19 protein-coding genes and 1 pseudogene are annotated in these 24186 nt (G+C 73.1%); 7 read left to right on the top strand and 13 right to left on the bottom strand.

The window, feature by feature from the left end; genetic code table 11:
• Window positions 1-21: 21 nt before the first annotated feature.
• A complete protein-coding gene (locus tag BZY54_RS15265) occupies window positions 22-1407 on the bottom strand; it encodes an NsdA family TPR-like regulatory protein (RefSeq protein ID WP_086725735.1) in 1386 nt (461 codons plus the stop codon).
• Window positions 1408-1785: 378 nt separating this feature from the next.
• Here BZY54_RS15265 and BZY54_RS15260 point away from each other — a divergent pair, with 378 nt between their 5' ends.
• From BZY54_RS15260 to BZY54_RS15250, 3 genes are all read left to right on the top strand, one after another.
• Window positions 1786-2451 (top strand): bifunctional DNA primase/polymerase, encoded by a 666-nt coding sequence (locus BZY54_RS15260; protein WP_086725734.1) that lies wholly within the window; start codon window positions 1786-1788, stop codon window positions 2449-2451.
• A 90-nt stretch (window positions 2452-2541) separates the two neighbouring features.
• The gene (locus BZY54_RS15255; RefSeq protein WP_086725733.1) at window positions 2542-3336 is read left to right on the top strand and encodes an ABC transporter ATP-binding protein; all 795 of its coding nucleotides are present in this window, start codon (window positions 2542-2544) and stop codon (window positions 3334-3336) included.
• Window positions 3333-4961, top strand: coding sequence for a transporter (locus tag BZY54_RS15250; protein WP_086725732.1), 1629 nt, complete (start codon window positions 3333-3335; stop codon window positions 4959-4961). Before BZY54_RS15255 ends, BZY54_RS15250 begins: the two co-directional genes overlap by 4 nt.
• Window positions 4962-5005: 44 nt before the next feature.
• Here BZY54_RS15250 and BZY54_RS15245 read toward each other — a convergent pair whose 3' ends face one another.
• Entirely contained in the window at window positions 5006-5974 is a 969-nt protein-coding gene (locus BZY54_RS15245; RefSeq protein WP_167413998.1) for an alpha/beta fold hydrolase, read from the bottom strand.
• A gap of 444 nt (window positions 5975-6418) precedes the next feature.
• Window positions 6419-7111, bottom strand: a complete 693-nt coding sequence (locus tag BZY54_RS15240) for an iron-dependent transcriptional repressor DtxR (protein ID WP_086725730.1) — start codon at window positions 7109-7111, stop codon at window positions 6419-6421.
• A 344-nt stretch (window positions 7112-7455) separates the two neighbouring features.
• Here BZY54_RS15240 and BZY54_RS15235 point away from each other — a divergent pair, with 344 nt between their 5' ends.
• The 3 genes from BZY54_RS15235 (at window position 7456) to BZY54_RS15225 (ending at window position 10363) form a co-directional block, all read left to right on the top strand.
• A complete protein-coding gene (locus tag BZY54_RS15235; protein ID WP_086725729.1) occupies window positions 7456-8211 on the top strand; it encodes an SIS domain-containing protein in 756 nt (251 codons plus the stop codon).
• 77 nt (window positions 8212-8288) lie between these two features.
• Window positions 8289-8741 carry a GNAT family N-acetyltransferase gene (locus tag BZY54_RS15230; RefSeq protein ID WP_086725742.1) on the top strand — a complete coding sequence of 151 codons (453 nt, stop codon included), beginning with the start codon at window positions 8289-8291 and terminating at the stop codon, window positions 8739-8741.
• 167 nt (window positions 8742-8908) lie between these two features.
• A complete protein-coding gene (locus BZY54_RS15225; RefSeq protein WP_086725741.1) occupies window positions 8909-10363 on the top strand; it encodes a PAS domain-containing protein in 1455 nt (484 codons plus the stop codon).
• A 347-nt stretch (window positions 10364-10710) separates the two neighbouring features.
• Here BZY54_RS15225 and pdxH read toward each other — a convergent pair whose 3' ends face one another.
• On the bottom strand, window positions 10711-11388 hold the full coding sequence (pdxH, locus tag BZY54_RS15220; protein WP_086725728.1) for a pyridoxamine 5'-phosphate oxidase: 678 nt from the start codon (window positions 11386-11388) through the stop codon (window positions 10711-10713).
• A 334-nt stretch (window positions 11389-11722) separates the two neighbouring features.
• On the opposite strand from pdxH, the gene BZY54_RS15215 reads away from it, so the two are divergent.
• Window positions 11723-12823: a citrate synthase 2 gene (locus BZY54_RS15215; protein ID WP_208640659.1), complete on the top strand. Its 1101-nt coding sequence runs from the start codon at window positions 11723-11725 to the stop codon at window positions 12821-12823.
• Window positions 12824-12910: 87 nt separating this feature from the next.
• Here BZY54_RS15215 and BZY54_RS15210 read toward each other — a convergent pair whose 3' ends face one another.
• The 9 genes and pseudogenes from BZY54_RS15210 to BZY54_RS15170 all read right to left on the bottom strand — a co-directional run bounded on the left by BZY54_RS15210 (window position 12911) and on the right by BZY54_RS15170 (window position 24077).
• Complete coding sequence (locus BZY54_RS15210) at window positions 12911-13519, bottom strand: TetR/AcrR family transcriptional regulator (protein WP_086725727.1); 609 nt, start codon at window positions 13517-13519, stop codon at window positions 12911-12913.
• Complete coding sequence (locus tag BZY54_RS15205) at window positions 13507-14244, bottom strand: enoyl-CoA hydratase family protein (protein WP_086725726.1); 738 nt, start codon at window positions 14242-14244, stop codon at window positions 13507-13509. Before BZY54_RS15205 ends, BZY54_RS15210 begins: the two co-directional genes overlap by 13 nt.
• Window positions 14241-15809, bottom strand: a complete 1569-nt coding sequence (locus BZY54_RS15200) for a 4-coumarate--CoA ligase family protein (protein WP_086725725.1) — start codon at window positions 15807-15809, stop codon at window positions 14241-14243. The genes BZY54_RS15205 and BZY54_RS15200 overlap by 4 nt, the downstream gene beginning before the upstream one ends.
• A gap of 48 nt (window positions 15810-15857) precedes the next feature.
• Window positions 15858-17018: an acyl-CoA dehydrogenase family protein gene (locus BZY54_RS15195; RefSeq protein WP_086725724.1), complete on the bottom strand. Its 1161-nt coding sequence runs from the start codon at window positions 17016-17018 to the stop codon at window positions 15858-15860.
• Complete coding sequence (locus BZY54_RS15190) at window positions 17015-18904, bottom strand: acetyl/propionyl/methylcrotonyl-CoA carboxylase subunit alpha (RefSeq protein ID WP_086725723.1); 1890 nt, start codon at window positions 18902-18904, stop codon at window positions 17015-17017. The genes BZY54_RS15195 and BZY54_RS15190 overlap by 4 nt, the downstream gene beginning before the upstream one ends.
• A gap of 5 nt (window positions 18905-18909) precedes the next feature.
• The gene (locus BZY54_RS15185; protein ID WP_086725722.1) at window positions 18910-20508 is read right to left on the bottom strand and encodes an acyl-CoA carboxylase subunit beta; all 1599 of its coding nucleotides are present in this window, start codon (window positions 20506-20508) and stop codon (window positions 18910-18912) included.
• Window positions 20505-22193: an acyclic terpene utilization AtuA family protein gene (locus BZY54_RS15180; protein WP_086725721.1), complete on the bottom strand. Its 1689-nt coding sequence runs from the start codon at window positions 22191-22193 to the stop codon at window positions 20505-20507. Before BZY54_RS15180 ends, BZY54_RS15185 begins: the two co-directional genes overlap by 4 nt.
• Window positions 22190-22984 carry a TIGR03084 family metal-binding protein gene (locus BZY54_RS15175; protein ID WP_086725720.1) on the bottom strand — a complete coding sequence of 265 codons (795 nt, stop codon included), beginning with the start codon at window positions 22982-22984 and terminating at the stop codon, window positions 22190-22192. The genes BZY54_RS15180 and BZY54_RS15175 overlap by 4 nt, the downstream gene beginning before the upstream one ends.
• 116 nt (window positions 22985-23100) lie before the next feature.
• Window positions 23101-24077 (bottom strand): annotated as a pseudogene (locus tag BZY54_RS15170) (EamA family transporter).
• Between the last annotated feature and the right edge of the window lie 109 nt (window positions 24078-24186).

Genomic DNA, 24186 nt, shown 5'->3' with positions numbered 1-24186 from the left:
TATAGGGTCCGCCCACACACTTCAGGCCGCGGCCTGCACCTCCAGCCGTGCCCCGAACTCCCTTACCACCGCCTCGTCCCGGTACGGGTCGAGGCGCTGCTGGAGGTCCTCCAGGTACTCCGCACCCCGGTTGGACCGCAGGGTCTCCAGCAGCTCCACGGCCTTCAGGCCGGTGCCGCAGGCCTGTTCGATCTCCCGCTGCTGCACCTGCGCCGTGGCGAGCAGCACATAGCCGATCGCCCGCCGCCGGGCCCGCGAGGCGGGGTGCCCGGCGAGCGCCGCCTCCGCCTGCCGCGCCGCCGCCTCCGGCTGCCCCAGGTCCCGGTAGCAGTGCGCCAACTCGTCGGCGAGATAGGCCTCGTCGAAGTGCGCGATCCACGCCGGGTCGTCCCCGGAGTCCGGATCGGCGGACTCCAGCGCGCTCACCGCCCGGCCGGCGGACAGCTGGGACGCCCGCGCGTCGCCCATCAGCGCGTGCCCGCGCGCCTCCGCCGCGTGGAACATCGCCTCCGCGCGCGGCGTCACGCGACCCCGCGCCCCTTCCTGTGCCGCCCGCGCCAACTGCGCGATCTCCCGCGGGTTTCCCAGCTGCGCGGCCAGGTGGCTCATGGAGGCGGCGAGCACATAGCCGCCGTAACCACGGTCCCCGGCCGCCTGGGCGAGCCGCAGCGCCTGGATGTAGTACCGCTGGGCCAGGCCCGGTTGACCGGTGTCCACGGCCATGTAGCCGGCGAGCTCCGTCAACCGCGCGACGGCGGCGAACAGATCGCGGCCCACCGCCTCCCGGTACGACCCGGCCAGCAGCCCCGAGACGACGCTGTTGAGGTAGTGCACGACCACCGGGCGCACGTGCCCGCTGCCGTAGCTGTGGTCCAGGTCGACCAGGGCCTGCGTCATGGCCCCCACGGCCGCCACGTCGGACTGGCCCACCCGGGGCCCGGCCGAGCGCGCGACCTGCCCGTCCGGCGCGGAGATCAGCCAGTCGCGGCTCGGCTCGACCAGCGCGGAGGCGGCGACGGAGGAGCCGGACAGGAAGTCCCGGCGCCCCACGTCACTGCGCCACAGCTCGCAGACCTGCTCGATGGCCCCCAGTACCGTCGGCGAGAACTGGAGACCCACGCCCGAGGCGAGGTTCTTGCCGTTGGCCATGCCGATCTCGTCGATCGTGACCGTACGGCCGAGCTTGCGGCCCAGCGCCTCGGCGATGATCGCCGGGGCCCGCCCGCGTGGTTGCTGTCCGCGCAGCCAGCGCGCCACGGACGTCTTGTCGTAGCGCAGGTCGAGGCCGTGCTCGGCGCCGCACATGTTGACCCGGCGGGCCAGGCCGGCGTTCGAGCAGCCCGCTTCCTGGATGAGCGCCTGCAGCCGTTCGTTCGGCTGCCGCGCGACGAGAGGCCTTGCGGCCATGGCGTTAACCCCCTGCCTTCTTGGCGGCTCGCCCCTTCGGCTCACTCGCCGTGTGGCTCCGGTGCCCTGCCCACACACCGACGTCGATCCGTTCCGCACGGCCGGACCCGATCGCGTCCCGGCGCAGAGGCCCGGCCGTGGAGATCAATGCCCCATGGACATACCGAAAATGCGGGACACGCGAAGATTGCCGGGGTAAGGGCGGATACCCCCGCAGAGAGGATTACCCAGCACCTGCCGAGGCTCCTCCCGCGCGCCCCCACACATGCATCCATGCGCCCCGGGCGCGGAATCGATGCTCCCCTCTCGCGCGCGGGTCCCTGCCGCCGGCTCCCGCGCCACCCGTAACTCCAGGTGGGCGCGGAAGTTGAGTGGGGCGTGGAAGAGACGATCCCGGGCGCGCAAGCCGCACAGATTGCCGGTCAGATCCCCAAGCAGCGCGGAGACTCCCTGCTGGAGACCGCCGTTCGCTATGCCGAGGACCGCCACTGGGACGTGTTCCCCGGCACCTGGCTCGAGCCCGTGGACGGGGTGCAGCGGTGCTCCTGCGGCGACCCCGCGTGCGCCGCACCCGGCGCGCACCCGGCACGTGCGGACTGGGCGGCACAGGCGACCGGCAGCGCCACCGTCGCCCGCCGGATGTGGCAGCGGCAGCCGACCGCCTCGATTCTGCTCCCCACCGGCCGGACCTTCGACGCGATCTGCGTCCCGGAGACGGCCGGGTTCCTCGCGCTGGCCCGCATGGAGCGGATGGAGCTGACGCTCGGACCGGTGACGCTGACGCCGGAACGGCGGATGCAGTTCTTCGTGCTGCCGGGGGCGCGCGCGAAACTGCCGGATCTGCTGCCCAGGCTGGGGTGGGCACCGGGCTCCCTGGACCTGGTCGCGCTGGGCGAGGGCGCGTACGTGGCCGCGCCGCCCACGCGGTACGGGTCGCGCGGGGCGGTGCAGTGGGCCTGCCGGCCGACGCCGGCGAACCGATGGCTGCCGGACGCGGAGGAGCTGATCTCGGCGCTGGCCTACGCGTGCGGCAGGGACCGGTAGAGGCGGCAGCGACCGGCATGGGCGGCAGACACCAGTAGGAGCGGCAGAGGCGCGCCCCCTGCGGGGCGCCGCTCCCTCGTAGGGTTCACCCTGACGGAGGGAGCAGCAGTGGTGAGTACAAGCGCCGTACGTGTCCAAGGGCTCTGGAAGCGGTTCGGGCAGCAGATCGCCGTCGCCGGGATCGATCTGGAGCTGCCCGCCGGGAAGTTCATCGGCCTGGTGGGGCCCAACGGGGCGGGCAAGACCACCACGCTGTCCATGGTGACCGGGCTGTTGCGGCCCGATCAGGGAACCGTCGAGGTCGTCGGCCACGACGTGTGGCGTGACCCGGTGGCGGTGAAGGCCCGGATCGGGGTGCTGCCGGAGGGACTTCGGCTCTTCGAGCGGCTGTCGGGACGCGAACTGCTGTCGTACTCCGGGCGGCTGCGCGGGCTGCCCGGGGCCGAGGTGGACCGCCGGGCCATGCAGCTGCTCGACGTGCTGGACCTGGCCGGGGCCCAGCACAAGCTCGTCGTCGACTACTCGACCGGCATGCGCAAGAAGATCGGGCTCGCGGCCGCACTCCTCCACAACCCCGAAGTCCTCTTCCTCGACGAGCCGTTCGAGGGGGTCGACCCGGTGTCCGCACAGACCATCCGGGGCGTCCTGGAGCGGTACACCGCCTCCGGCGCGACCGTCGTGTTCTCCTCGCACGTCATGGAACTGGTCGAGTCCCTGTGCGACTGGGTGGCCGTCATGGCGGCCGGCCGGATCCGCGCCCAGGGGCCCCTCGCCGAGGTGCGCGGCGAGGCCCCGAGCCTGCAGCAGGCGTTCCTCGAACTCGTCGGGGCGCAGGGCCGGGGCGCCGGTGCCGACCTGGACTGGCTGGGCGGGGGCGCTCGATGAGCGCCGCTGCGGGGTCCGCCTCGCCGGCCGGCTCCACCGGCTCGATCACACCGGTCGTCGTACGGCTGAAGCTGTCGCTGCTGCGGGGCGGACTGCGGCAGTCCGGCGGCCGGCGCGCCGCGTTCATCGCGTCGGCCGTCGTCGCGCTGCTGTTCGCCGCGTCGCAGCTGCTCGGGTTCATCGTGCTGCGCGGGCACGCGCACATCGCCTCCGTGGCCGTGCTGGGCGTGGCCGTACTGGCCCTGGGTTGGGCGGTGATGCCGCTGTTCTTCCCCAGCGGCGACGAGACCCTGGACCCGACCCGCCTGGTCATGCTGCCGCTGCGTCCGCAGCCGCTCGTCCGGGCCCTGCTGGCGGCCTCCCTGGTCGGCATCGGGCCGCTGTTCACGGTGCTGCTGCTGGCGGGCTGTGTGATCTCGGTGGCGCGCGGGGCGGCGGCGTACGTCGTCGCGGTCGTCGCCCTGCTGCTCGCCCTGCTGGTGTGCGTGGCCCTCGCCCGGGCCGTGGCCGCCGCCAACGTCCGCCTGCTGACCAGCCGCAAGGGCCGGGACCTGGCGGTCCTCAGCGGTCTGGTCGTCGCCATCGGCGCGCAGCTGGTCAACTTCGGCATGCAGCGACTGGGTTCGTCGGGGCTCGGCCGGCTCGATCCGGTGGCGGACGTGGTGCGGTGGGTGCCGCCCGCCTCGGCGGTGGCCGCGGTGGACTCGGTGAGCGACGGCTCGTACGGCGTCGCGGTGGTACAGCTCGCGCTGACCGCGGCTGCCCTGGCCGCCCTCCTCGGGGTGTGGGCGCGCAGCCTGACTCGGCTGATGACCTCCCCCGACGCCTCGACGCTCCAGCCCGCCGACACCGCCACGCGCGAACGGTCCCGCGCCGGCGGACTGACCCGGCTGCTCCCCGCCGGCCGCACCGGCACCGTCATGGAGCGCAGCCTGCGCTACGTCTGGCGCGACCCGAAGACCAAGGCGGCCTGGGTGACCTCGCTGGCCATCGGCCTGATCGTGCCGGTGTTCAACGCCCTGCAGGGCACCGGATCGCTGTACTTCGCCTGCTTCGCCGCCGGGATGCTCGGCATCCAGATGTACAACCAGTTCGGGCAGGACACCTCCGCGTTCTGGATGGTCGCGCTGACGGTCTCCTCCCCCCGCGACGCCTACCTCGAGCTGCGCGGACGGGCACTGGCCCTGCTGGTGGTGACCCTGCCGTACGCCACGCTGGTCACCGTGGTGACGACGGCGCTGCTCGGCGACTGGCCACGGCTGCCCGAGGTGCTCGGCCTGTCCTTCGCCCTGCTCGGCGCGATGCTGGCGACCGGCGCGTGGACGTCGGCACGCTTCCCCTACTCGATCCCGCAGGAGGGCTACAAGAACGTGGCCCCCGGCCAGGCGGGCCTCGCCTGGATCGCCATCTTCGGTGGCATGGTCTCGGCGGCCCTGCTGTCCTCCCCCGTGATCGCCCTGGCCATCTGGGCGAACGTCAGCGCGACCGGCGACACCTGGAGCTGGCTGCTGCTCCCGGCGGGCGCGCTGTACGGGGCGGCGATCACCTACCTGGGCCTGCGACTCGCGGCTCCACGCACGGCGGCCCGGCTGCCGGAGATCCTCACGTCGGTGAGCAAGGGGTGAGTAAGGGATGAGCAGGCCGAACGCGGTCGGCCTGCTCCTCGGGCTCAGCCGGTGAGGACCGCCTCCAGGAACGGTGTGATGGCCGCGCGCCAGGCCTCCGGCCGGTCGTAGTGGACGAGGTGACCGGCGTCGGCGACCTCCGCGTACTGGCCGTGCGGGAGGACGCGCACCATCTCCTGGGCCTCGGCGCGGCCCAGCTCGCCGTCGAGGCCGCGCACGACCAGGGCAGGGCACCGGACCTGGGCCAGCTCCTCCCAGTGCGCGTCGTAGACCCAGGTTTCGCGGGAGGTGAGCATCTGTTCGGGTTCGAAGACGGGGCGCCAGCCGTCCGGGCACTCGTGCATGATCTCGGCGTAGAACTCGCCGCGGGCCGGGTTCGGCCGCTCCACCCAGGGGTCGTCCTCGCCGAACCACTTGCGGACGTCGGCGAGGGTGGTGAAGGGCAGGGGCCAGGTCTTGAACCAGTCCTCCCACTCGCGCTGGGAGGTCGCGCCGAGCGCGGAGGCCCGCATGTCACAGATGATCAGTCCGCGCACCAGGTCGGGGCGTTTGGCGGCGAGCTGCCAGGCGGTGAGGGCGCCCATGGCGTGTCCGATGACGACGGCCGGACCGAGGCCGAGCTGCTCCATGGCCGCCTCGGCGTCCTCGACGTAGGCGTCGCGCGTGTAGGCGGCCTGCGGGGGTTTCTCGCTCTGGCCGTGGCCTCGCTGGTCGAGGGCGACGGCCCGGTGCCGCTCGGCGAGCCAGCGGGCGGTGGCGGCCCAGTGCGAGGCGCGGCCCATGAGTCCGTGGAGTAAGAGCACGCCGGTGGGCGGGCGGAGCTCGACCTCCTGGCCGGTGTACGGGTCGTAGGTCTCGTGCCGTTCACGCGGTTCCGCCTGGGCCGGTACCAAGGGGCGCGGTGCCGTCCTGTCGGGTGCGGTCCTGTCCGGTGCTGCCTTCGGGGCTTCCGCGAACTCCCAGGCGGCGAGCCGTACGCCGCCCGCCCCGGTCACGTCGATGCGCCGCGCCATTGGCCTTGGCACCCCCCTAGCTCCACTGCCCATTCCCGTGGCACGGGCCTCCTGCGGCCCATCACCCACAGGTTATCGAATGCCTATTCGAAAATGCCGTTCCCATCGCGAACACCCCTCGTTCGAGTGACCCCCCGCAACGCATGATCGCCGCCACCGGGGGGAGATCTTCAACGGGAGGCGGACCACTCGGGGAAAAGGGGTCCGAGGGGACGACCCTGAGAGCTCGGGGCTCCGGGTCGCAACAGGGGAGGACAGGCCCCGGCGCCGCACGGCGCCGGGGCCCTCTCCACGTCTTCGGCACATCCTCCCCCACCCCCATGAGTCATATGCCTCGAGCGACAGCCTCGCACGCCGGACGCCCGGGCGCTGCGCTTCGACGCGCTGGGATGCGGAGCCGGAGGCACCGCCCGGAAGGCGGGGAGGGGCGGAAGGGACCGGCGATCAGCGCTTGGCGACGAAGACGTGGGAGGCGACCTCCGCCTGCAGTTCGGCGGCCTCGCCACCGCTGCCGACCAGCACACCGCCCGCCGACTCCGTCACGCTCACCACCGAACCGGGCTGCACGCCCGCGCGACGCAGCGTGTACATCAGCTGCGCGTCCGTCTGGATCGGCTCGCCGATCCGGCGGACGACGACCGTCTTGCCGTCGGAGCCCGGGTCGAGGTCGGCCAGGGACACCATGCCCTCGTCCAGGAACGGGTCGGCGCCGTCCTTCTCGCCCAGTTCCTCCAGGCCCGGGATCGGGTTGCCGTACGGCGACTCGGTCGGGTGCCGCAGCAGCTCCAGCACCCGGCGCTCGACGGCCTCGCTCATCACGTGCTCCCAGCGACAGGCCTCGGCGTGCACCTGCTCCCACTCCAGGCCGATCACGTCGACCAGCAGGCACTCGGCGAGCCGGTGCTTGCGCATCACGCGCGTGGCCAGCCGGCGGCCCTCGTCCGTGAGCTCCAGGTGCCGGTCCGCGGCCACCGAGACCAGGCCGTCGCGCTCCATCCGCGCCACCGTCTGGCTCACCGTCGGCCCGCTCTGGTCCAGCCGCTCGGCGATCCGGGCGCGCATGGGGACGACGCCTTCCTCCTCCAGCTCGAGGATGGTGCGGAGATACATCTCCGTGGTGTCGATCAGTCCGGACATACGTGCCCCTCGATTACCTCTGCCGGAAGCCCGGCGGCTCCCAGGCGCGTGCGCTGGCCCTGCACTCAATTCTGACGCATACCACTGACAACCGGGGCGTGCCGACAGAACCCGGAGCCGAGGACCGCGGTCGCGGACGGACACGGCCACTGCTGAGCGGTCGCGGGCGGCCGCGCCGTCCGGGGACACGCCGGCGCCCCACCCGGCCGTATTGACAGGACTCTGGTCCAGACCTCACCGTGATCCGCGGCACACGGGCAAGAGGCGAACGGCCCCGTGGACGCAGCCGCAGCCCCGCAGACACAACCCCGCCAAGACCCGACAGGCATCCGGAGGGATCCCGCATGAGCGACCGCACGCTGGCCGGCCAGTTCTTCGACGCGGCCATCGGCCTGCTCCAGCGGGTCCGCGACGAGGAGGCCGCGTCCATCACGGCCGCCGGCACCCTGCTCGCCGACACCGTGGCCGGCGGCGGCCGCCTGTTCGCCTTCGGCGCCGGGCACTCCTCCCTCGCCGCCCAGGACGTCGTCTACCGGGCCGGCGGCCTCGCCCTGATGAACCTCCTCGCCGTCCCCGGCGCCGTCGGCGTCGACGTCATGCCCGCGACCCTCGGCTCCGCCCTCGAACGCGTCGACGGCCTCGCGGCCGCCGTCCTGGACAGCTCGCCCATCCGCTCCGGCGACGCCCTGGTGATCGTCTCCCTCTCCGGCCGCAACGCCCTCCCCGTCGAGATGGCCGTCAACGCCCGCGCCCTGGGTGTGAAGGTCATCGGAGTGACGTCGGTGGCGTACGCGACGGAGACCACGTCCCGGCACGTGTCGGGGACCTACCTGAAGGACCACTGCGACCTCGTCCTCGACTCCAAGATCGCCGTCGGCGACGCCGAGCTCACCCTCGACACCGTTCCCGCGCCCTTCGCTCCTGCCTCCACGGTCGTCACCACCGCCCTCCTCCAGGCGGTCATGGCCACCACCGCCGGCGTCCTGGCCGACCGGGGCATCGAGCCCCCGCTGCTGCGCTCCGGCAACGTCGACGGCGGCCACGAGTGGAACGGCCTGGTCTTCGAGCAGTACGCGGACCGGATCTTCTACCGGCGGTGAGGGACGGCCCACGCAGGGAGCGCTCACGCGCGCAAACGCGGTTGACGCCCTCGGGGACGTACGGTTCGCTGCCCGCCATGTCTGATCTTCGTATCGAGCCCGTCGCAGGCGAGACCATGCTCCGCGACTGGCGGCACGTCCACAACGTGATCGTGCCGCCCGCCGCGCTGACCCTCGACGAGGTGCGCGAGCGCGGCGGACGCAACCGGCTGGAGAACGCCTACCTCGGCGACCTCCTCGTGGGCTGCTCCACCGTCCGACCGCCCGAGGGGGACGAGGGGGTCGCCACGGTCATCGCGCGCGTGCTCCCCGAACACCGGCGCGGCGGCATCGGTACGGCGCTGTGCGAGAAGGGCCTGGCGCACGCGCGCGTGCTCGGCGCGCGGGCGGTCGAGACCGTCGTACTGGCCGCGAACGAGGACGGTGTGCGCTTCGCCGAGCGGCTCGGCTTCACCGAGACCGAGCGGTACGTGCTGCCGGGCGAGACCGACCTGTGGGTGACGCTGCGGCTGACGGCCTCCGGCGCGTAGCGCCCGTCGCCCCGGAGTTCGCTCCAGGTCCACCGGGAATTCCCGCTTACAACGATTCTTTCAATCTTGCGGGAACTCGATGTGCGCTGCGTCACGTTCAAGTTGAATGATGGCCAGTGAGTGAACCGACGCGCCGTGCGTGCGGACGCAGCCTGCAGGGGGTCCAGGTGAGTGCTTCCCGGCGTAGTGGGACCACCGACGAGCTGGGGCCGGACGAGCCCGAGCCGGAGCGGGACGGTCCGGAGGCCGTCGACAGCCCTGACAGCACCGGCGGCTCCGGTGGCCCGGACGGTTCCGACCTGCTCGCCGCCCTGCTCGACGGCATGGACGCCGCCCTCTGCGCCTTCGACGCCGGCGGCGTCGTCACCCACTGGAACCGCGAGGCCGAGCGCATCCTCGGCTGGACGGCCGCCGAGGCGGTCGGCCGGCACGGCTTCGCCGGATGGGCCGTGCGCAGCGCGGACGCCGAGGAGGTGGAACGGCAGCTGATGTCCGCCATGCACGCACGCGGACGGCAGGTCCACGAGTTCGCCCTCCTCACCAAGGACGGCGGCCGCGTCCTCGTACGCACCCAGTCCGCGGCCGTGCGCGGCCCCGACGGCGAGCCCGCCGGCCTGTACTGCGCCTTCAGCGAGGTGCACGCGCAGATCGACCTGGAGCGGTCCATCGCGCTCAGCGAGGCCCTGTTCGAGGACGCGTCGTGGGGCGTCGTCCTCGTCGACGCCGACCTGCGGCCCGCCGTCGTCAACGCCCATGCGGCCCGCGCCCTCGGCACCGGCCGCACGGCCGCGCTCGGCCGCCCCCTCGGCGAACTGCTCTCCCAGGGCGTGGAGGACCTCGAGAGCGCACTCACCCACGTCCTGGCGGAAGGCGCGCCGCCCGCGCCCGCCGAGATCTGGGTGAGCGTCCGCGCCCCCGAGGGCAACAGGCGGCGCTGCTGGCGCAGCGGATTCGTCCGGCTCGCCTCACCCCTGGCCGAGGAGCCCGTGCCGCTCGGCGTCGCCTGGCTCTTCGTCGACGTCACCGACGCCAAGCACGCCGAGCAGGAGGCCTCCCTGCTGCGGTTCCGCACCAACCAGCTGCACCGGGCGGCCCGCGCCGCAGCCGAGTGCGAGGACCCGGCGGAGGCCGCGACCGTCCACCTCGACTTCGCGCTCGCCGGCTTCGCCGACCACGCCCTCGTCGACCGTGTGGCGGGCACCGCCGGGGAGGACGGCGAGCTCCCGACCCCGCTCCGGCTGGTGCGCGTCGCCGCCACCCCCTCCGACGGCCCCGGCCCCAGCCTGCTCACCGGCCAGGCCGGACTGCCCGTCCGCTACGGCGAGGGACACCCCGCCCTGCAGTGCATCGAACGGACCGGCGCCGTCCGTGCCACCGTCGGCACGGCGCCGGCCGACCAGGCACAGGCGTGGGCGCTGGCCCGCCAGTGGCCCGCCGACACCGTGCACGCGCTGTGCGCCGTCCTGCGCAGCCGCGGCCGCACCCTCGGCGTCGTCACGTTCCTGCGCGGCTCCGGCCGCAGCCCCTTCGAGCGCTCCGACGCGGCCTACGCGGAAGACGTGGCCGTACGCATCGCGACGGCGCTGGACCTGGCCGGGCTGACGGAGAACGGGCGCCTGTGAGAGGCCAGGCGGTGCGCCGCCGCGCGTACAGCACCTCGCTCCGTCATACGGGGAACGCCGGCGCCCCGAAAAAAGTGGTTGATCGGGGGCCGACCGGTTCTTAGGGTGTGGGGTACACGAGAAGGGAGGTGGTTCGGCAGATGTATGAGAACCGGACGCGTGAGGTGGCTGCGGGCTAGCGGCCCGTCACCACACCAGTGCGGTGCCGGACCAGCACGTGACAGACGCGTGCAGCCGGCCCAATCCCAAGCAGTCACCCGACCCGCGAGCTGCCGGTACGTCCGGCCGGCTTCTCCGCCGTCAGGCGGAGGGACCCAGCTCGCGGGTCGTCTGCGTGTACGGGCCCCTCAGGGGCTCAGACGCTCCACGCGCCAGCTTCCGTCCGTTCGGGCGACGTAGCGCAGGCGGTCGTGGAGGCGGTTCTCGCGCCCCTGCCAGAACTCCACCGACTGGGGGACGACACGGAAGCCGCCCCAGTGGGGCGGGACGGGGACCTGCTCGCCCTCGGGGTAGCGGGTGGCCAGTTCGGCGTACTGGGCGTCGACGACCTCGCGGTCGGCGATCACGGTGGACTGGGCGCTGGCCCAGGCGCCGAGCTGGGAGCCGTGCGGACGGGTGCGGAAGTAGGCGGCGGTCTCGTCGCGGCCGGTGCGCCGGGCGGTGCCCTGCACGATGACCTGGCGGGCCATCGGGTGCCAGGGGAAGAGCAGGGAGACGTGCGGGTTCGCGGTGAGGTCGCGGGCCTTGCGGGAGCCGTAGTTGGTGTAGAAGACGAAGCCCTGTTCGTCGAAGGCCTTCAGCAGGACGGTGCGCGAGCTGGGCCGGCCCTCGGCGTCGGCGGTGGAGACGACCATGGCGTTGGGTTCGAACAGGTGGGCCTCGGCGGCGGCCTGCTGGAACCAGTGGGCGAACTGCTGCACCGGCGTGTCGGCCAGGTCGGCCTCCGTCAGGCCTTCGGCCCGGTAGTGCATGCGCATGGCGGCGAGGTCGAAGGGCGCGGTTTCTCCGGCTTCTCGGTCGGTCACGCGGTCATCTTGCCGTATCTGCGGCCCCCTTCCCGCAGGGTGTCCTTCGTCACTGCGTGGCACTGAGTGCCGGACGACCTCCCCAACTCCGGCACTCGGGGTTATCGTGCTGATGCCGTGCCGGTTGGGTGAGCTCCGACCGCACGGGGCATGACAGGGGTGACTGCCCCGGACCGCGAGTCGGCGGACACGACCGCGGATCCGCACGGGCGGGAATGCCCGAGGAAGTCCGGTGGAGCCCGTCCGGGCCCCACGACCGCCCACTTCTGACATCCGACACTTGGTCGTCCTCCCCGCCGCACCATCTGTCGCACAGACCACTAGGAGCCGCCTGATGTCCGACTTCGTACCCGGGCTCGAGGGAGTCGTCGCGTTCGAGACGGAGATCGCCGAACCGGACAAGGAGGGCGGCGCCCTCCGGTACCGGGGCGTCGACATCGAGGACCTCGTCGGTCACGTCTCCTTCGGCAACGTGTGGGGGCTGCTCGTCGACGGTGCCTTCAACCCCGGTCTGCCGCCCGCCGAGCCGTTCCCGATCCCGGTGCATTCGGGTGACATCCGTGTGGACGTGCAGTCGGCGCTTGCGATGCTCGCCCCGGTGTGGGGTCTGAAACCGCTGCTGGACATCGACGCCGAGCAGGCCCGCGAGGACCTGGCGCGGGCCGCCGTGATGGCGCTGTCGTACGTCGCCCAGTCGGCGCGCGGGCAGGGCCTGCCGATGGTGCCGCAGCGGGAGATCGACAAGGCGAACTCCATCACCGAGCGGTTCATGATCCGCTGGCGGGGCGAGCCGGACCCCAAGCACGTCGCGGCCGTGGACGCCTACTGGTCGTCCGCCGCCGAGCACGGCATGAACGCGTCGACGTTCACCGCCCGGGTCATCGCCTCCACGGGCGCGGACGTGGCAGCCGCCCTGTCGGGTGCGGTGGGGGCCATGTCCGGTCCGCTGCACGGAGGTGCGCCCTCCCGGGTGCTCGGCATGATCGAGGAGATCGAGCGGACCGGGGATGCCGAGGGGTATGTGCGGCGGGCGCTGGACCGCGGTGAGCGGCTGATGGGCTTCGGCCACCGGGTGTACCGGGCGGAGGACCCGCGTGCGCGGGTGCTGCGCCGTACCGCGCGGGAGCTGGGTGCTCCGCGGTTCGAGGTCGCCGAGGCCCTGGAGAAGGCGGCTCTGGAGGAGCTGCACAACCGGCGCCCCGACCGCGTCCTGGCCACGAACGTGGAGTTCTGGGCGGCGATCATGCTGGACTTCGCCCAGGTTCCGGCGCACATGTTCACGTCGATGTTCACCTGTGCGCGCACGGCGGGCTGGTCGGCGCACATTCTGGAGCAGAAGCGCACGGGCCGTCTGGTGCGTCCCTCCGCCCGCTACATCGGCCCGGGCCCGCGCAGCCCGCGCGACATCGCGGGCTACGACGACATCGTGCGCTGACGCGTCCCCGGCGCCGTGCGGGCCTTCCGGCGGCGTACGGGCCCTCGGGCGGCGTGCGGGCAGGGCCCCGCGCGCCGTCCCGGCGGCTCAGCGCAGTGCCTCGTCCAGCAGCGCCGCCCACTGCGTGACGACGCGTTCACGACGGGCGGTGTCGTCGGTGAGGAGGTTGGCCAGGCCCAGGCCGCGGGCCATGTCGAGGAAGCCCTGCACCGTCTCGCGGGCGCCGGGGCGGGACTCGTCGGCGCCGAGCAGTTCCACGGCGATGCGGTGGGTCTCGCGGCCCACGCGGGCCTCCAGCTCGGTCACGCGGACGCGAAGCTGGTCCTCGTCGGAGGCGGCGACCCAGAGATGGAGGGCGGCGCGGAAGAGGGGGCCGGTGTAGAGGTCCACGAGGGCGAGGACCACGGCGCGCCGGTCGCCCGCGGCGCCCTGGGGGAAGAGCGCGCGCAGGGCGGTGGAGCGTTCCTCGGCGACGTACTCGACGGCGGCGGTGAAGAGGTCCTCGCGGGTGGGGAAGTGGTGCTGTGCGGCGCCGCGGGAGACGCCGGCGCGTTCGGCGACGACGGACACCGTGGAGCCCGCCCAGCCGTGTTCGGCGAGGCAGGCCACGGCGGCCTGGAGGAGTCGCTGCCGGGTGGCCCGGCTGCGGTCCTGTTTGGGTACACGGTCGCGTTCCGCCGTACTCACACCACCCATGCCGCATCCCGTCTTTCCAGGAAGGCCGTCATCCCCTCCCGGGCCTGGGCGGAGCTGAACAGCCGGGCCGAGAGCGCGGTCAGGTCGGCCGCGTCCCGGTCGAACGTCTCCAGCACCCTAGCCGTGAGCAGCCGTTTCGTCTCGGCCAGGGCCTGCGGGGAGGAGCGGCGCAGGCCGTCCAGGACGGGGGCGAGTGCGTCGTCCACGTCGTCCGCGTATGTGGTGAGCAGGCCTGTGCGCACCGCTTCGGCGGCGTCGAAGCGTTCGCCGGTGAGGTAGTGGCGGGCCAGGGCGCGGGGGTCGGCGCGCGGGAGGACCGTCAGGGAGATCACGGCCGGGGCCACGCCGATGCGTACCTCGGTGAAGGCGAAGGTGGCCGAGGCCGAGGCGGCGGCGATGTCGCAGGCGGCGAGGAGGCCGAGGCCGCCGGCGCGGACGTGTCCGGTGACCCGGGCGATCACGGGTTTGGGCAGCTGGACGATCTGCCGCAGCAGTCCCACCAGCGCGTCGGGGTGGGGCGGGTCGCGCAGGTCGGCCCCGGCGCTGAAGGTGGTGCCGGTGTGGGTGAGGACGACGGCCCGTATCTCGTGGTCCTCGGCGCAGTCGGCGAGGGCCGCGGCGAGTTCGCCGACGAGCGCGGCGGACAAGGCGTTGCGGGTGCCGGTGGCGTCCAGGCTGAGCGTTTCGACGGCACGCGCGCGTGTACGTCCGATCAGTGCGGTCACGCGTGCTCCCTGAGCTGTCGGCGCAGGATCTTCCCGGAGACGGCGCGGGGGACGCTGTCGATGAAGGTGACCCGGCGGACGCGCTTGTACGGGGCGACGCGTTCGGCGACGTACAGCATGACCTCGTTCTCGTTCAGGCCGTCGGCGGTGGGCTGACGGACGACGAAGGCGTGCGGGATCTCGTTGCCGTCCTCGTCGTGGGCGCCGATGACGGCGGCGTCGGCGATGCCGGGGTGGGTGAGCAGCTGGGCCTCCAGTTCGGCCGGGGCCACCTGGAAGCCCTTGTACTTGATGAGTTCCTTGACCCGGTCGACGACGAACAGCCAGCCGTCGGCGTCGACGCGCCCGACGTCTCCGGTGTGCAGCCAGCCGTCGGTGTCGATCATGGCGGCGGTGGCGTCGGGCCGGCCGAGGTAGCCCTTCATGACCTGGGGACCGCGGATGAGGATCTCGCCGGCCTCGCCGACGCCGAGGTCCTTGCCTGGGTCGTCGAGGGAGACGATCCGCATCTCGGTGCCGGCGATGAGGCGTCCGACGGTGCCGGCGGGTGCCTCGTGCAGGGCGTCGAGGGGGACGACGTGTGTGCCGGGCGACAGTTCCGTCATGCCGTAGGCCTGGCCGATCGGGGGCAGGCCGAGGCGCTCGGCGCAGGCGGCGGCGAGCGCCGCGTCGAGCGGGGCGGCGGCGCTGATGACGTACTTGAGGGAGGACAGGTCGTAGTGGGCGACCGCCGGGTGCTTGGCGAGGGCCAGGACGATCGGCGGGGCGACGTACAGGCCGGTGATGCGGTGGTTCTGGATGGCCGCGAGGAACGTCTCGAGGTCGAAGCGCGGCAGGACGACGACGGTGGCGCCCTTGCGCAAGGGGGCGTTCATCAGGGCGGTCAGGCCGTAGATGTGGAAGAACGGCAGGACGGCGAGGATGCGGTCGCCGGGACCGGTGGTGATCACCGGATCGAGCTGGGCGAGGTTGGTGGCGATCTGCCGGTGAGTGAGCATGACGCCTTTGGGGACGCCGGTGGTGCCGGAGGAGTACGGCAGCGCCGCCGTGTCCGTGGCGGGGTCGATGCCCACCTGGGGGTCGGCGGCGGTGCAGGCCGGCATGTCGTTCAGCGAGCGGTGTCCGGGCGCGCTGTCGCACACGAGGATCTCCCGTATCCCACCGGCGAGTTCGGCGGCGCGGCGGGCCACTTCGAGCAGCGGTGAGACGGTGACGATCCAGCGGGCCTGCGAGTCCGTGAGCTGTTTGGCGAACTCGGCGGGTGTGGCGAGCGGGTGCACGGTGGTGACCGAGGCTCCCGCGCGGGTGGCCGCGTAGAAGGCCACGGGGAAGACGACGGTGTTCGGGCTGTGCAGGGCGAGGACGTCGCCCTTGCGTACGCCCGCCTCGGCGAGCGCGGCGGCCACGCGCCGGTGGAACCGGTCCACCTGCTCGTAGGTGAGGGTGGTGCCGTCCGTGCCGTCGATCAGTGCGGGCGCGTCGCCGAAGTCGGCGGCGTGCCCCAGCACGGCTTCGTGGATGGGCAGTTCCACGGCCGGAACGTCTGCGTACTCGCTGCGGAACACGGTTCCTCCTCGCACGCCGGCAGGCGGGTCGGTACGGCTCGGTGCGACTCAGTACGACTTGGGCAGGCCCAGGCTCTGGTGGGAGACGTAGTTGAGAATCATCTCCCGGCTCACCGGGGCGATGCGAGCCACGCGCGCGGCCGTTATCAGCGAGGCGAGTCCGAACTCGCGGGTGAGGCCGTTGCCGCCGAGGGTGTGCACGGCCTGGTCGACGGCCTTCACACAGGCCTCTCCGGCCGCGTACTTGGCCATGTTGGCGGCCTCTCCGGCGCCGATGTCGTCGCCGGCGTCGTAGAGGTGGGCGGCCTTCTGCATCATCAGCCGGGCGAGTTCGAGGTCGATGTGGGCCTGCGCGAGGGGGTGGGCGATGGCCTGGTGGGCGCCGATGGGGGCCTTCCAGACGGTGCGTTCGCGCGCGTACTCCACGGCTCGGGCGAGCGCGTAGCGGCCCATGCCGATCGCGAAGGCGGCGGTCATGATGCGTTCGGGGTTGAGTCCGGCGAACAGTTGCAGCAGTCCGGCGTCCTCGTCGCCGACGAGTGCGTCGGCGGGCAGTCGTACGTCGTCCAGGACGAGCTCGAACTGCTTCTCGGCGGCGTTGATTTCCATGTCGATGGGGTGGCGCTCGAAGCCCTCGGCGTCCGGCGGGACGATGAACAGGCAGGGCTTGAGGCGTCCGGTGCGGGCGTCCTCGGTGCGGCCGACGACGAGTACGGCGTCGGCGATGTCCACTCCGGAGATGAACACCTTGCGGCCGGTGAGCAGCCAGTCGGCGCCGTCGCGGCGGGCGGTGGTGGTGATGCGGTGGGAGTTGGAGCCGGCGTCGGGTTCGGTGATGCCGAAGGCCATGGTGCGGATGCCGTCGGCGAGGCCGGGCAGCCAGGTGCGCTTCTGCTCCTCGGTGCCGAAGCGGGCGATGACGGTGCCGCAGATGGCGGGTGAGACGACCAGCATGAGCAGCGGGCAGCCGGCCGCGCCCAGTTCCTCCAGCACGATGGAGAGTTCGGCGACGCCGCCGCCTCCGCCTCCGTACTCCTCGGGGAGGTTGACGCCGAGGTAACCGAGTTTGCCGGCCTCGGCCCACAGTTCGGTGGGGTGGCGGCCCTCGGTGACGGTCCGGGTGATGTACTCACGCCCGTAGCGCCTGCCGAGCGCGGCGACGGCGGCGCGCAGGGCCTTGTGTTCGTCGGTTTCCAGCGTGGCGCTCACTGATCCTCCTGGTTGGCCTCTACGGCGGGGGCGTCTGCGGCGATGGCTTCCACGACGGCGAGCAGGGCGCCGACTTCGACCTGGCGGCCGGGGGCCGCGTGCAGGGCCGTCACCGTTCCGGTGACGGGTGCGGTGATCTTGTGTTCCATCTTCATGGCCTCCAGCCACAGCAGTGGCTCTCCGGCCCGTACGGCGGCTCCCACGGCCAGGCCGTCGGCGACGCGTACGACGGTGCCGGGCATGGGGGCGAGCAGTGACCCGGGGGCGCGCTGGGCGGCCGGGTCGGGGAAGCGGGACAGTGCGGTGAGGGCGGTGGGGCCGACGTAGACCTGGTCGCCGTAGCGGGCGACCTCGAACCTGCGCCGTACGCCGTCCACTTCGAGGACGACGGTTCGCGCGTCGGCGTGCACCACCCGTACTCCGGGGGCGTCGGCGGCGAGACCGGTGCGGGTGTGCCGGTAGCGCGCCTCGTGCTCCTCGCCCGCCATGAGGTACCGCTTGGTCTGGGGCTGCGAGGGCAGGTTGCGCCAGCCGCCGAACCGGGAGCGGCCGTGGGCGTCGGCGAGCGCCGCGGCCAGCGGGGCGTGCGGGTCGGGCACGGGCGCGGTCAGTTCGGTGAGGTGGCGGTCGAAGAAACCGGTGTCCATGCGGCCGTGGGCGAACTCCTCGTGCCGCAGCGAGCGGACGAGCAGGTCGCGGTTGGTGACGGGGCCGTGGACCTCGGCCCGTTCCAGGGCGCCGGCCAGCTTGCGGAGTGCTTCCGCGCGCGTGGGGGCGTGGGCGACGGCCTTGGCGAGCATCGGGTCGTAGTGGACGCCGATCGTGTCGCCGTCGGTGTATCCGGTGTCCAGGCGGATCCCGTCCGGGACGGCGAGGCGGTGCAGGGTGCCGGTCTGGGGGGCCCAGTCGCGGGCGGGGTCCTCGGCGTACAGACGGGCCTCGATCGCGTGCCCGCGCGCGTGCGGCGGCTCCGCGTCGAGGGCGTGCCCCTCGGCGACGCGGATCTGGAGGGCGACGAGGTCGACGCCGAACACGGCTTCGGTCACCGGGTGCTCGACCTGGAGGCGGGTGTTCATCTCCAGGAAGTGGGCCCGGCCGTCGGCCACCAGGAACTCGACGGTGCCCGCGCCGACGTAGTCGACGGCACGGGCGGCCCGTACGGCCTGCTCGTGCAGGTCCCGCTCCAGCTCGGCGGTCAGTCCGGGCGTGGGGGCCTCCTCGATGACCTTCTGGTGGCGGCGCTGCAGGGAGCAGTCTCGGGTGCCGAGCGCCCAGACGGTGCCGTGGGTGTCGGCGAGGACCTGCACCTCGACGTGGCGTCCGCGCTCCACGAACGGTTCGACGAACACCTCGCCGTCGCCGAACGCGCTCGCCGCCTCGGCCCGTGCGGCGGTCAGTGCGCCGTCGAGGTCCTCCAGCCGCCGTACGACCCGCATGCCGCGTCCGCCGCCGCCCGCGGCGGCCTTGACGAGCACGGGCAGGTCGGCCTCGGTGACCTCGCGCAAGGGCTCCAGGCCCATCAGCGCCTTGGCCCGGGTCTTGGACGCCATCGTCTCGACGGCCTGCGGCGGCGGCCCGATCCACACCAGGCCGGCGTCCAGCACGGCGCGCGCGAAGTCGGCGTTCTCGGACAGGAAGCCGTAGCCGGGGTGCACGGCGTCCGCGCCGGCCGCGACGGCCGCCTTCACGATCAGGTCTCCGCGCAGATACGTCTCGGCGGGCGTGGCGCCCGGCAGGCGTACCGCGGCGTCGGCCACGCGCGCGTGGAGGGCGTTCTCGTCGGCGTCCGAGTGCACGGCGACCGTCCGGATGCCCGCCTCGCGGCAGGTGCGGAAGACGCGGCAGGCGATCTCGCCCCGGTTGGCGACCAGCAGTGTCTGAATCATGGACCTCACATCCGGAAGACGCCGAAGCCGCCGCGCGCGCCCTGGTAGGGGGCGGTGTGGAGGGCCGACAGGCAGATACCGAGGACGGTGCGGGTGTCGCGTGGGTCGATGACGCCGTCGTCGTACAGTCGGCCGGACAGGAACATCGGCAGTGACTCGGACTCGATCTGCTGCTCGACCATCGCGCGCAGCGCCGCGTCCGCCTCGTCGTCGTACGGCTGTCCCTTGGCCGCCGCGGACTGCCGGGCGACGATCGACAGCACCCCGGCGAGCTGCTGCGGCCCCATGACGGCGGACTTGGCGCTGGGCCAGGCGAACAGGAAGCGCGGGTCGTAGGCCCGTCCGCACATGCCGTAGTGACCGGCACCGTAGGAGGCGCCCATGAGGACGGAGAGGTGGGGGACGCGGGAGTTGCTGACGGCGTTGATCATCATGGCGCCGTGCTTGATGATGCCGCCCTGTTCGTACTCGCGGCCGACCATGTAGCCGGTGGTGTTGTGCAGGAACAGCAGCGGGATGTCGCGCTGGTTGGCGAGCTGGATGAACTGGGCGGCCTTCTGCGACTCCTCGCTGAACAGCACGCCCTGGGCGTTGGCGAGGATGCCCACGGGATAGCCGTGGAGGGTCGCCCAGCCGGTGGCGAGGCTCGTCCCGTACAGCGACTTGAACTCGTCGAAGTCGGAGGCGTCGACGATCCGGGCGATCACCTCGCGCGGGTCGAAGGGGGTCTTCAGGTCGCCGGGCACGATGCCCAGGAGTTCCTCCGGGTCGTACCGGGGAGGTGCAGCCGGGCCCGGATCGCCGTACGCCTTGCGGTGGTTGAGGCGGGCGACCACGCGCCTGGCCTGCCGCAGCGCGTCCTGCTCGTCCACGGCGAAGTAGTCCGCGAGCCCGGACACGCGCGCGTGCATCTCCGCACCGCCCAGCGACTCGTCGTCGCTCTCCTCGCCGGTGGCCATCTTCACCAGCGGCGGCCCGCCGAGGAACACCTTGGCACGCTCCTTGACCATGATCACGTGGTCGGACATGCCGGGGATGTAGGCGCCGCCCGCGGTGGAGTTGCCGAAGACGACGGCGACGGTCGGGATGCCGGCCGCCGACAGCCGCGTCAGGTCCCGGAAGATGGCGCCGCCGGGGATGAAGATCTCCTTCTGGGAGGGCAGATCGGCGCCTGCGGACTCGACGAGGCTGATGCAGGGCAGCCGGTTGGCCAGCGCGATGTCGTTGGCGCGCAGCGCCTTCTTCAGGCTCCACGGGTTGCTGGCGCCGCCGCGCACGGTCGGGTCGTTGGCGGTGATCAGGCACTCGACGCCCGCGACGACCCCGATCCCGGTGACGAGCGAGGCGCCGACGGCGTAGTCGCTGCCCCAGGCGGCCAGCGGCGACAGCTCCAGGAACGGGGTGTCGGGGTCGAGCAGCAGTTCGATCCGCTCCCGCGCGAGCAGCTTGCCGCGCCGCCGGTGCCGTTCGACGTACTTCGCGCCGCCGCCCGCCAGCGCCTTGGCGTGCTCGGCGTCGAGGTCGGCGAGCCTGGCGAGCATCGCCTCTCGGTTCGCCCGGTGGTCGGGGGAGGCGGTGTCCAGGGAGGAGGACAGGACCGTCACAGCAGGGCCTCCGGAATCTCCAGGTGGCGGGAGCGCAGCCATTCGCCGAGGGCCTTGGCCTGCGGGTCGAACCGGTGGCGGGCGGCGACGCCCTCACCGAGGAACCCCTCGACGACGAAGTTGAGGGCGCGCAGATCGGGCAGGACGTGCCGGGTGACGGGCAGCGCACGGCTCTCCGGGATCAGCTGCCGGAACCGGTCGGCGGTCAGCTCGTGCGCGAGCCACCGCCAGGCGTCCTCCGTCCGCGCCCACACGCCGACGTTGGCGTCCCCGCCCTTGTCCCCGCTGCGGGCCCCGGCGACCAGGCCGAGCGGGGCGCGCCGTGCGGGCCCGGTGGGAAGGGGGTCGGGCAGGGGCGGCTCCGGTACGTCGCCGAGGGCGCGCGTGTCGTGGGGCGGCGGTACGGCGATACGGCGGCCGTCGTGCAGGACGGCGCTGTGTTCCACGGCGTCCTGGGGGACGTACGCGGCGTCGAAGACGCCGTAGGGCGCGCCCTTGCCGGGCGGCGCGAGCACGTGGAAGCCGGGGTATCCGGCCAGCGCCAGCTCCACGGCGGCCCCGCTGAACGCCCGTCCCACGGCCTCCGCGTCCCGGTCGCGCACGACGAGTCGGAGCAGGGCGCTCGCCGCCTCTTCGGAGTCGGCGTCGGCCCGGTCGGTGCGCACCAGGTCCCAGCGCACCTCGCCCGGGCGTGACTCGGCGGCCCCGAGGGCGTCCTCCATCTGCCGGCGCACCAGCTCCGCCTTGCGCTCGATGTCGAGCCCGGTGAGGACGAAGGTGACCTCGTTGCGGAAGCCGCCGAGGCGGTTGAGGCCGACCTTGAGGGTGGGCGGCGGCGCCTGACCGCGCACCCCGTCGACGCGCACCCGGTCGGGCCCGTCCTGGCGCAGGCGTACGGTGTCCAGCCGCGCCGTGACATCGGGCCCGGCGTAGAGCGCACCGCCCGTCTCGTACAGCAGCTGGGCGGTCACCGTGCCGACGTCCACGACACCGCCCGTGCCCGGGTGCTTGGTGATGACGCAGCTGCCGTCGGCGTGGATCTCGGCGAGGGGGAAGCCGGGGTGGCGCAGCCGCTGCAGGCCGTGGTCGGCGAAGAAGGCGTAGTTGCCGCCGGTGGCCTGGGCGCCGCACTCCAGCACGTGCCCGGCGACGACGGCGCCGGCCAGCCGGTCGTACTCCCCCGGCTGCCAGCCGAAGTGGGCGGCGGCGGGCCCGGTGACCAGGGCGGCGTCGGTGACCCGCCCGGTGACGACGACGTCGGCGCCCGCGCGCAGGGCCGCCGTGATCCCGAAGCCGCCGAGGTAGGCGTGGGCGGCGAGGCTGCCGGGGAAGGAGGCGGCCAGGTCGTCGCCCTCGACATGGGCGACCCGTACGGGGATGCCGAGCCGGTCGGCCAGTTCCCTCACGCGTGCGGCGAGTCCGGCGGGGTTGAGGCCGCCGGCGTTCGTCACGATCCTCACGCCGCGCTCGTGGGCGAGGCCGAGGCATTCCTCCAGTTGCCTCAGGAAGGTGCGGGCGTACCCGGCGGCCGGGTCCTTGAGCCGGTCCCGGCCCAGGATGAGCATGGTCAGCTCGGCGAGGTAGTCGCCGGTGAGGACGTCCAGTTGGCCGCCGGTGAGCATCTCGCGCATGGCGTCGAAACGGTCGCCGTAGAAGCCGGAGGCGTTGCCGATGCGCAGGGTCATTCGGCCGCCCCCCTGGGCGCGCGTCCGGCGCCGGGCGGCCCGGCGAAGGCCTGGGCGATGTCCAGCCACCGGTCCGCGTCCGGGCCCACGGCGGTCAGGGCGAGGTCGGCGCGATGGGCACGTTGGGTGACGAGGAGGCAGAAGTCGAGGGCGGGCCCGGTGACGCGCTGCGGGGCGTCGGACGGACCGTAGGCCCACATCTCGCCCGTCGGCGAGGTGAGTTCGATGCGGAACTCCTCGGTGGGCGGGGTGAGCCCGTGAACGGTGTGGGCGAAGTCGCGCGTCCGCACGCCGAGCCGGGCGATGTGCCGGAGCCGGTCGGTGGGGGCGCGGGTGACGCCGAGGGCCTCCGCCACGTCCAGTCCGTGGGCCCAGGTCTCCATCAGGCGTGCGGTGGCCATGGAGGCGGCCGACATGGGCGGCCCGTACCAGGGGAAGCGTGCGCCGGGTGCCGCCGCGCGCAGGGCCTGTTCGAGCGCGGCACGCGCGTCGCGCCACGCCGAGAGCAGTTCGCCGGGCGGAAGCCGGACGCCCTCCTGCGCGCCCTCGTCCACGAACGCGTCGGGACGGGCGAGCGCTTTCTCGACCAGTGCCCGGAACGCCTCCGCGTCGGTGACGGCGACCAGCGCCGAACGGTCGGTCCAGGCGAGGTGGGCGATCTGGTGGGCGACGGTCCAGCCGGGAGCGGGCGTCGCGAGCTCCCATCGCTCCGGGCTCAACCGGGAGACGAGCCGGTCGAGTTCGTCGCTCTCGGCACGCAGGTCGTCGATGACGGGCGTCGGGTCGGCCATGGGGGGAGCATGGCAGCGGCTTCAAAAACAATCAAGCATGCTTGCATGAATTTATTCGCCGAACGAGTGACACAGGCCTCCGGTGGCCTGAGGCCCGGGGAGGGGCCCCGGAGCGGTCAGGAACCCGCCTCGACCGCCGGGGCCTTCCCCCGCCCCACCTGCGTCCGCACCGCGCCCATGCTCGCCCCGATGACGAGTGCGATGGCGGCGCCCTCCGCGGCGGAGAGGGACTGCCCCAGGACGAGGAAGCCGGCCGTGGCGGCGAGGGCCGGTTCCAGGCTCATGAGGATCGCGAAGGTCGAGGCGGGCAGGCGGCGCAGGGCCAGCAGTTCGAGGGTGTAGGGCAGGACCGAGGAGAGCAGCGCCACGGCCGCGCCCAGCCCGAACGTCGTCGGGTCGGCGAGCTTCGCGCCCGACTCGGCGATCCCCAGCGGCAGGAACAGCACCGCGCCGACCGCCATCGCCAGGGCCAGGCCGTCGGCCTGCGGGAAGCGCCGGCCGGTTCGGGCGCTGAAGACGATGTACGCCGCCCACATCGCGCCCGCGCCGAGCGCGAAGGCGACACCGGCGGGATCGAGGCTGCTGAACCCTCCGCCGCCGAGCAGGAAGACGCCACCCAGGGCGAGGGCCGCCCAGAGGGCGTTGATCGCGCGGCGGGAGGCGAGCACCGACAGGGCGAGCGGGCCGAGGACCTCCAGGGTGACGGCGGGGCCGAGCGGGATACGGGCGACGGCCTGGTAGAACAGGCCGTTCATCGCGGCCATCGCGATGCCGAAGACGACGACCGTGCCCCAGTCGGCGCGCGAGTGCCCGCGCAGCTTGGGGCGGCAGACCAGCAGCAGCACGATCGCGGCCACCAGCAGCCGCAGGCTCACCACACCGAGCGCGCCCGCCCGGGGCATCAGCGTCACGGCCAGCGCGCCACCGAACTGAACCGAGATGCCGCCGGCGAGCACCAGCCCGACGGGGCCGAAGGAGCCGAAGCGGCCCGGTGAGCCCGGAGTTCCCGGCGCGGGCGGCTGGGCCGGCGCGGCGGGAACTGCGGGCTCAGGGGGGTCGACGAGGACGGGGTGGCGGCGCTGGGGGTGCTCACGGGCGGTCCAGAGGCTCGGTCAGGGGCGCTGGGCCCGGGGTTCGTTCATCGCGATGTACTTCCGAGTCCAGGGTAGTAGACCGCGGTCAGGCGTGTGAAGCTATTACGC

It is taken from the genome of Streptomyces carpinensis (assembly GCF_002154505.1).
In the GTDB taxonomy this organism is placed as follows: domain Bacteria; phylum Actinomycetota; class Actinomycetes; order Streptomycetales; family Streptomycetaceae; genus Streptomyces; species Streptomyces carpinensis.
This window is presented reverse-complemented; position numbering and strand designations above follow the sequence as displayed.

Bases quoted from the DNA above. Each gene is read 5' to 3' on its own strand.
- BZY54_RS15265 (WP_086725735.1), bottom strand. From the start codon at position 1,407: ATGGCCGCAAGGCCTCTCGTCGCGCGGCAGCCGAACGAACGGCTGCAG.
- BZY54_RS15250 (WP_086725732.1), top strand. From the start codon at position 3,333: ATGAGCGCCGCTGCGGGGTCCGCCTCGCCGGCCGGCTCCACCGGCTCG.
- BZY54_RS15245 (WP_167413998.1), bottom strand. From the start codon at position 5,974: ATGGCGCGGCGCATCGACGTGACCGGGGCGGGCGGCGTACGGCTCGCC.
- BZY54_RS15240 (WP_086725730.1), bottom strand. From the start codon at position 7,111: ATGTCCGGACTGATCGACACCACGGAGATGTATCTCCGCACCATCCTC.
- BZY54_RS15235 (WP_086725729.1), top strand. From the start codon at position 7,456: ATGAGCGACCGCACGCTGGCCGGCCAGTTCTTCGACGCGGCCATCGGC.
- BZY54_RS15230 (WP_086725742.1), top strand. From the start codon at position 8,289: ATGTCTGATCTTCGTATCGAGCCCGTCGCAGGCGAGACCATGCTCCGC.
- BZY54_RS15215 (WP_208640659.1), top strand. From the start codon at position 11,723: ATGTCCGACTTCGTACCCGGGCTCGAGGGAGTCGTCGCGTTCGAGACG.
- BZY54_RS15210 (WP_086725727.1), bottom strand. From the start codon at position 13,519: ATGGGTGGTGTGAGTACGGCGGAACGCGACCGTGTACCCAAACAGGAC.
- BZY54_RS15190 (WP_086725723.1), bottom strand. From the start codon at position 18,904: ATGATTCAGACACTGCTGGTCGCCAACCGGGGCGAGATCGCCTGCCGC.
- BZY54_RS15180 (WP_086725721.1), bottom strand. From the start codon at position 22,193: ATGACCCTGCGCATCGGCAACGCCTCCGGCTTCTACGGCGACCGTTTC.
- BZY54_RS15175 (WP_086725720.1), bottom strand. From the start codon at position 22,984: ATGGCCGACCCGACGCCCGTCATCGACGACCTGCGTGCCGAGAGCGAC.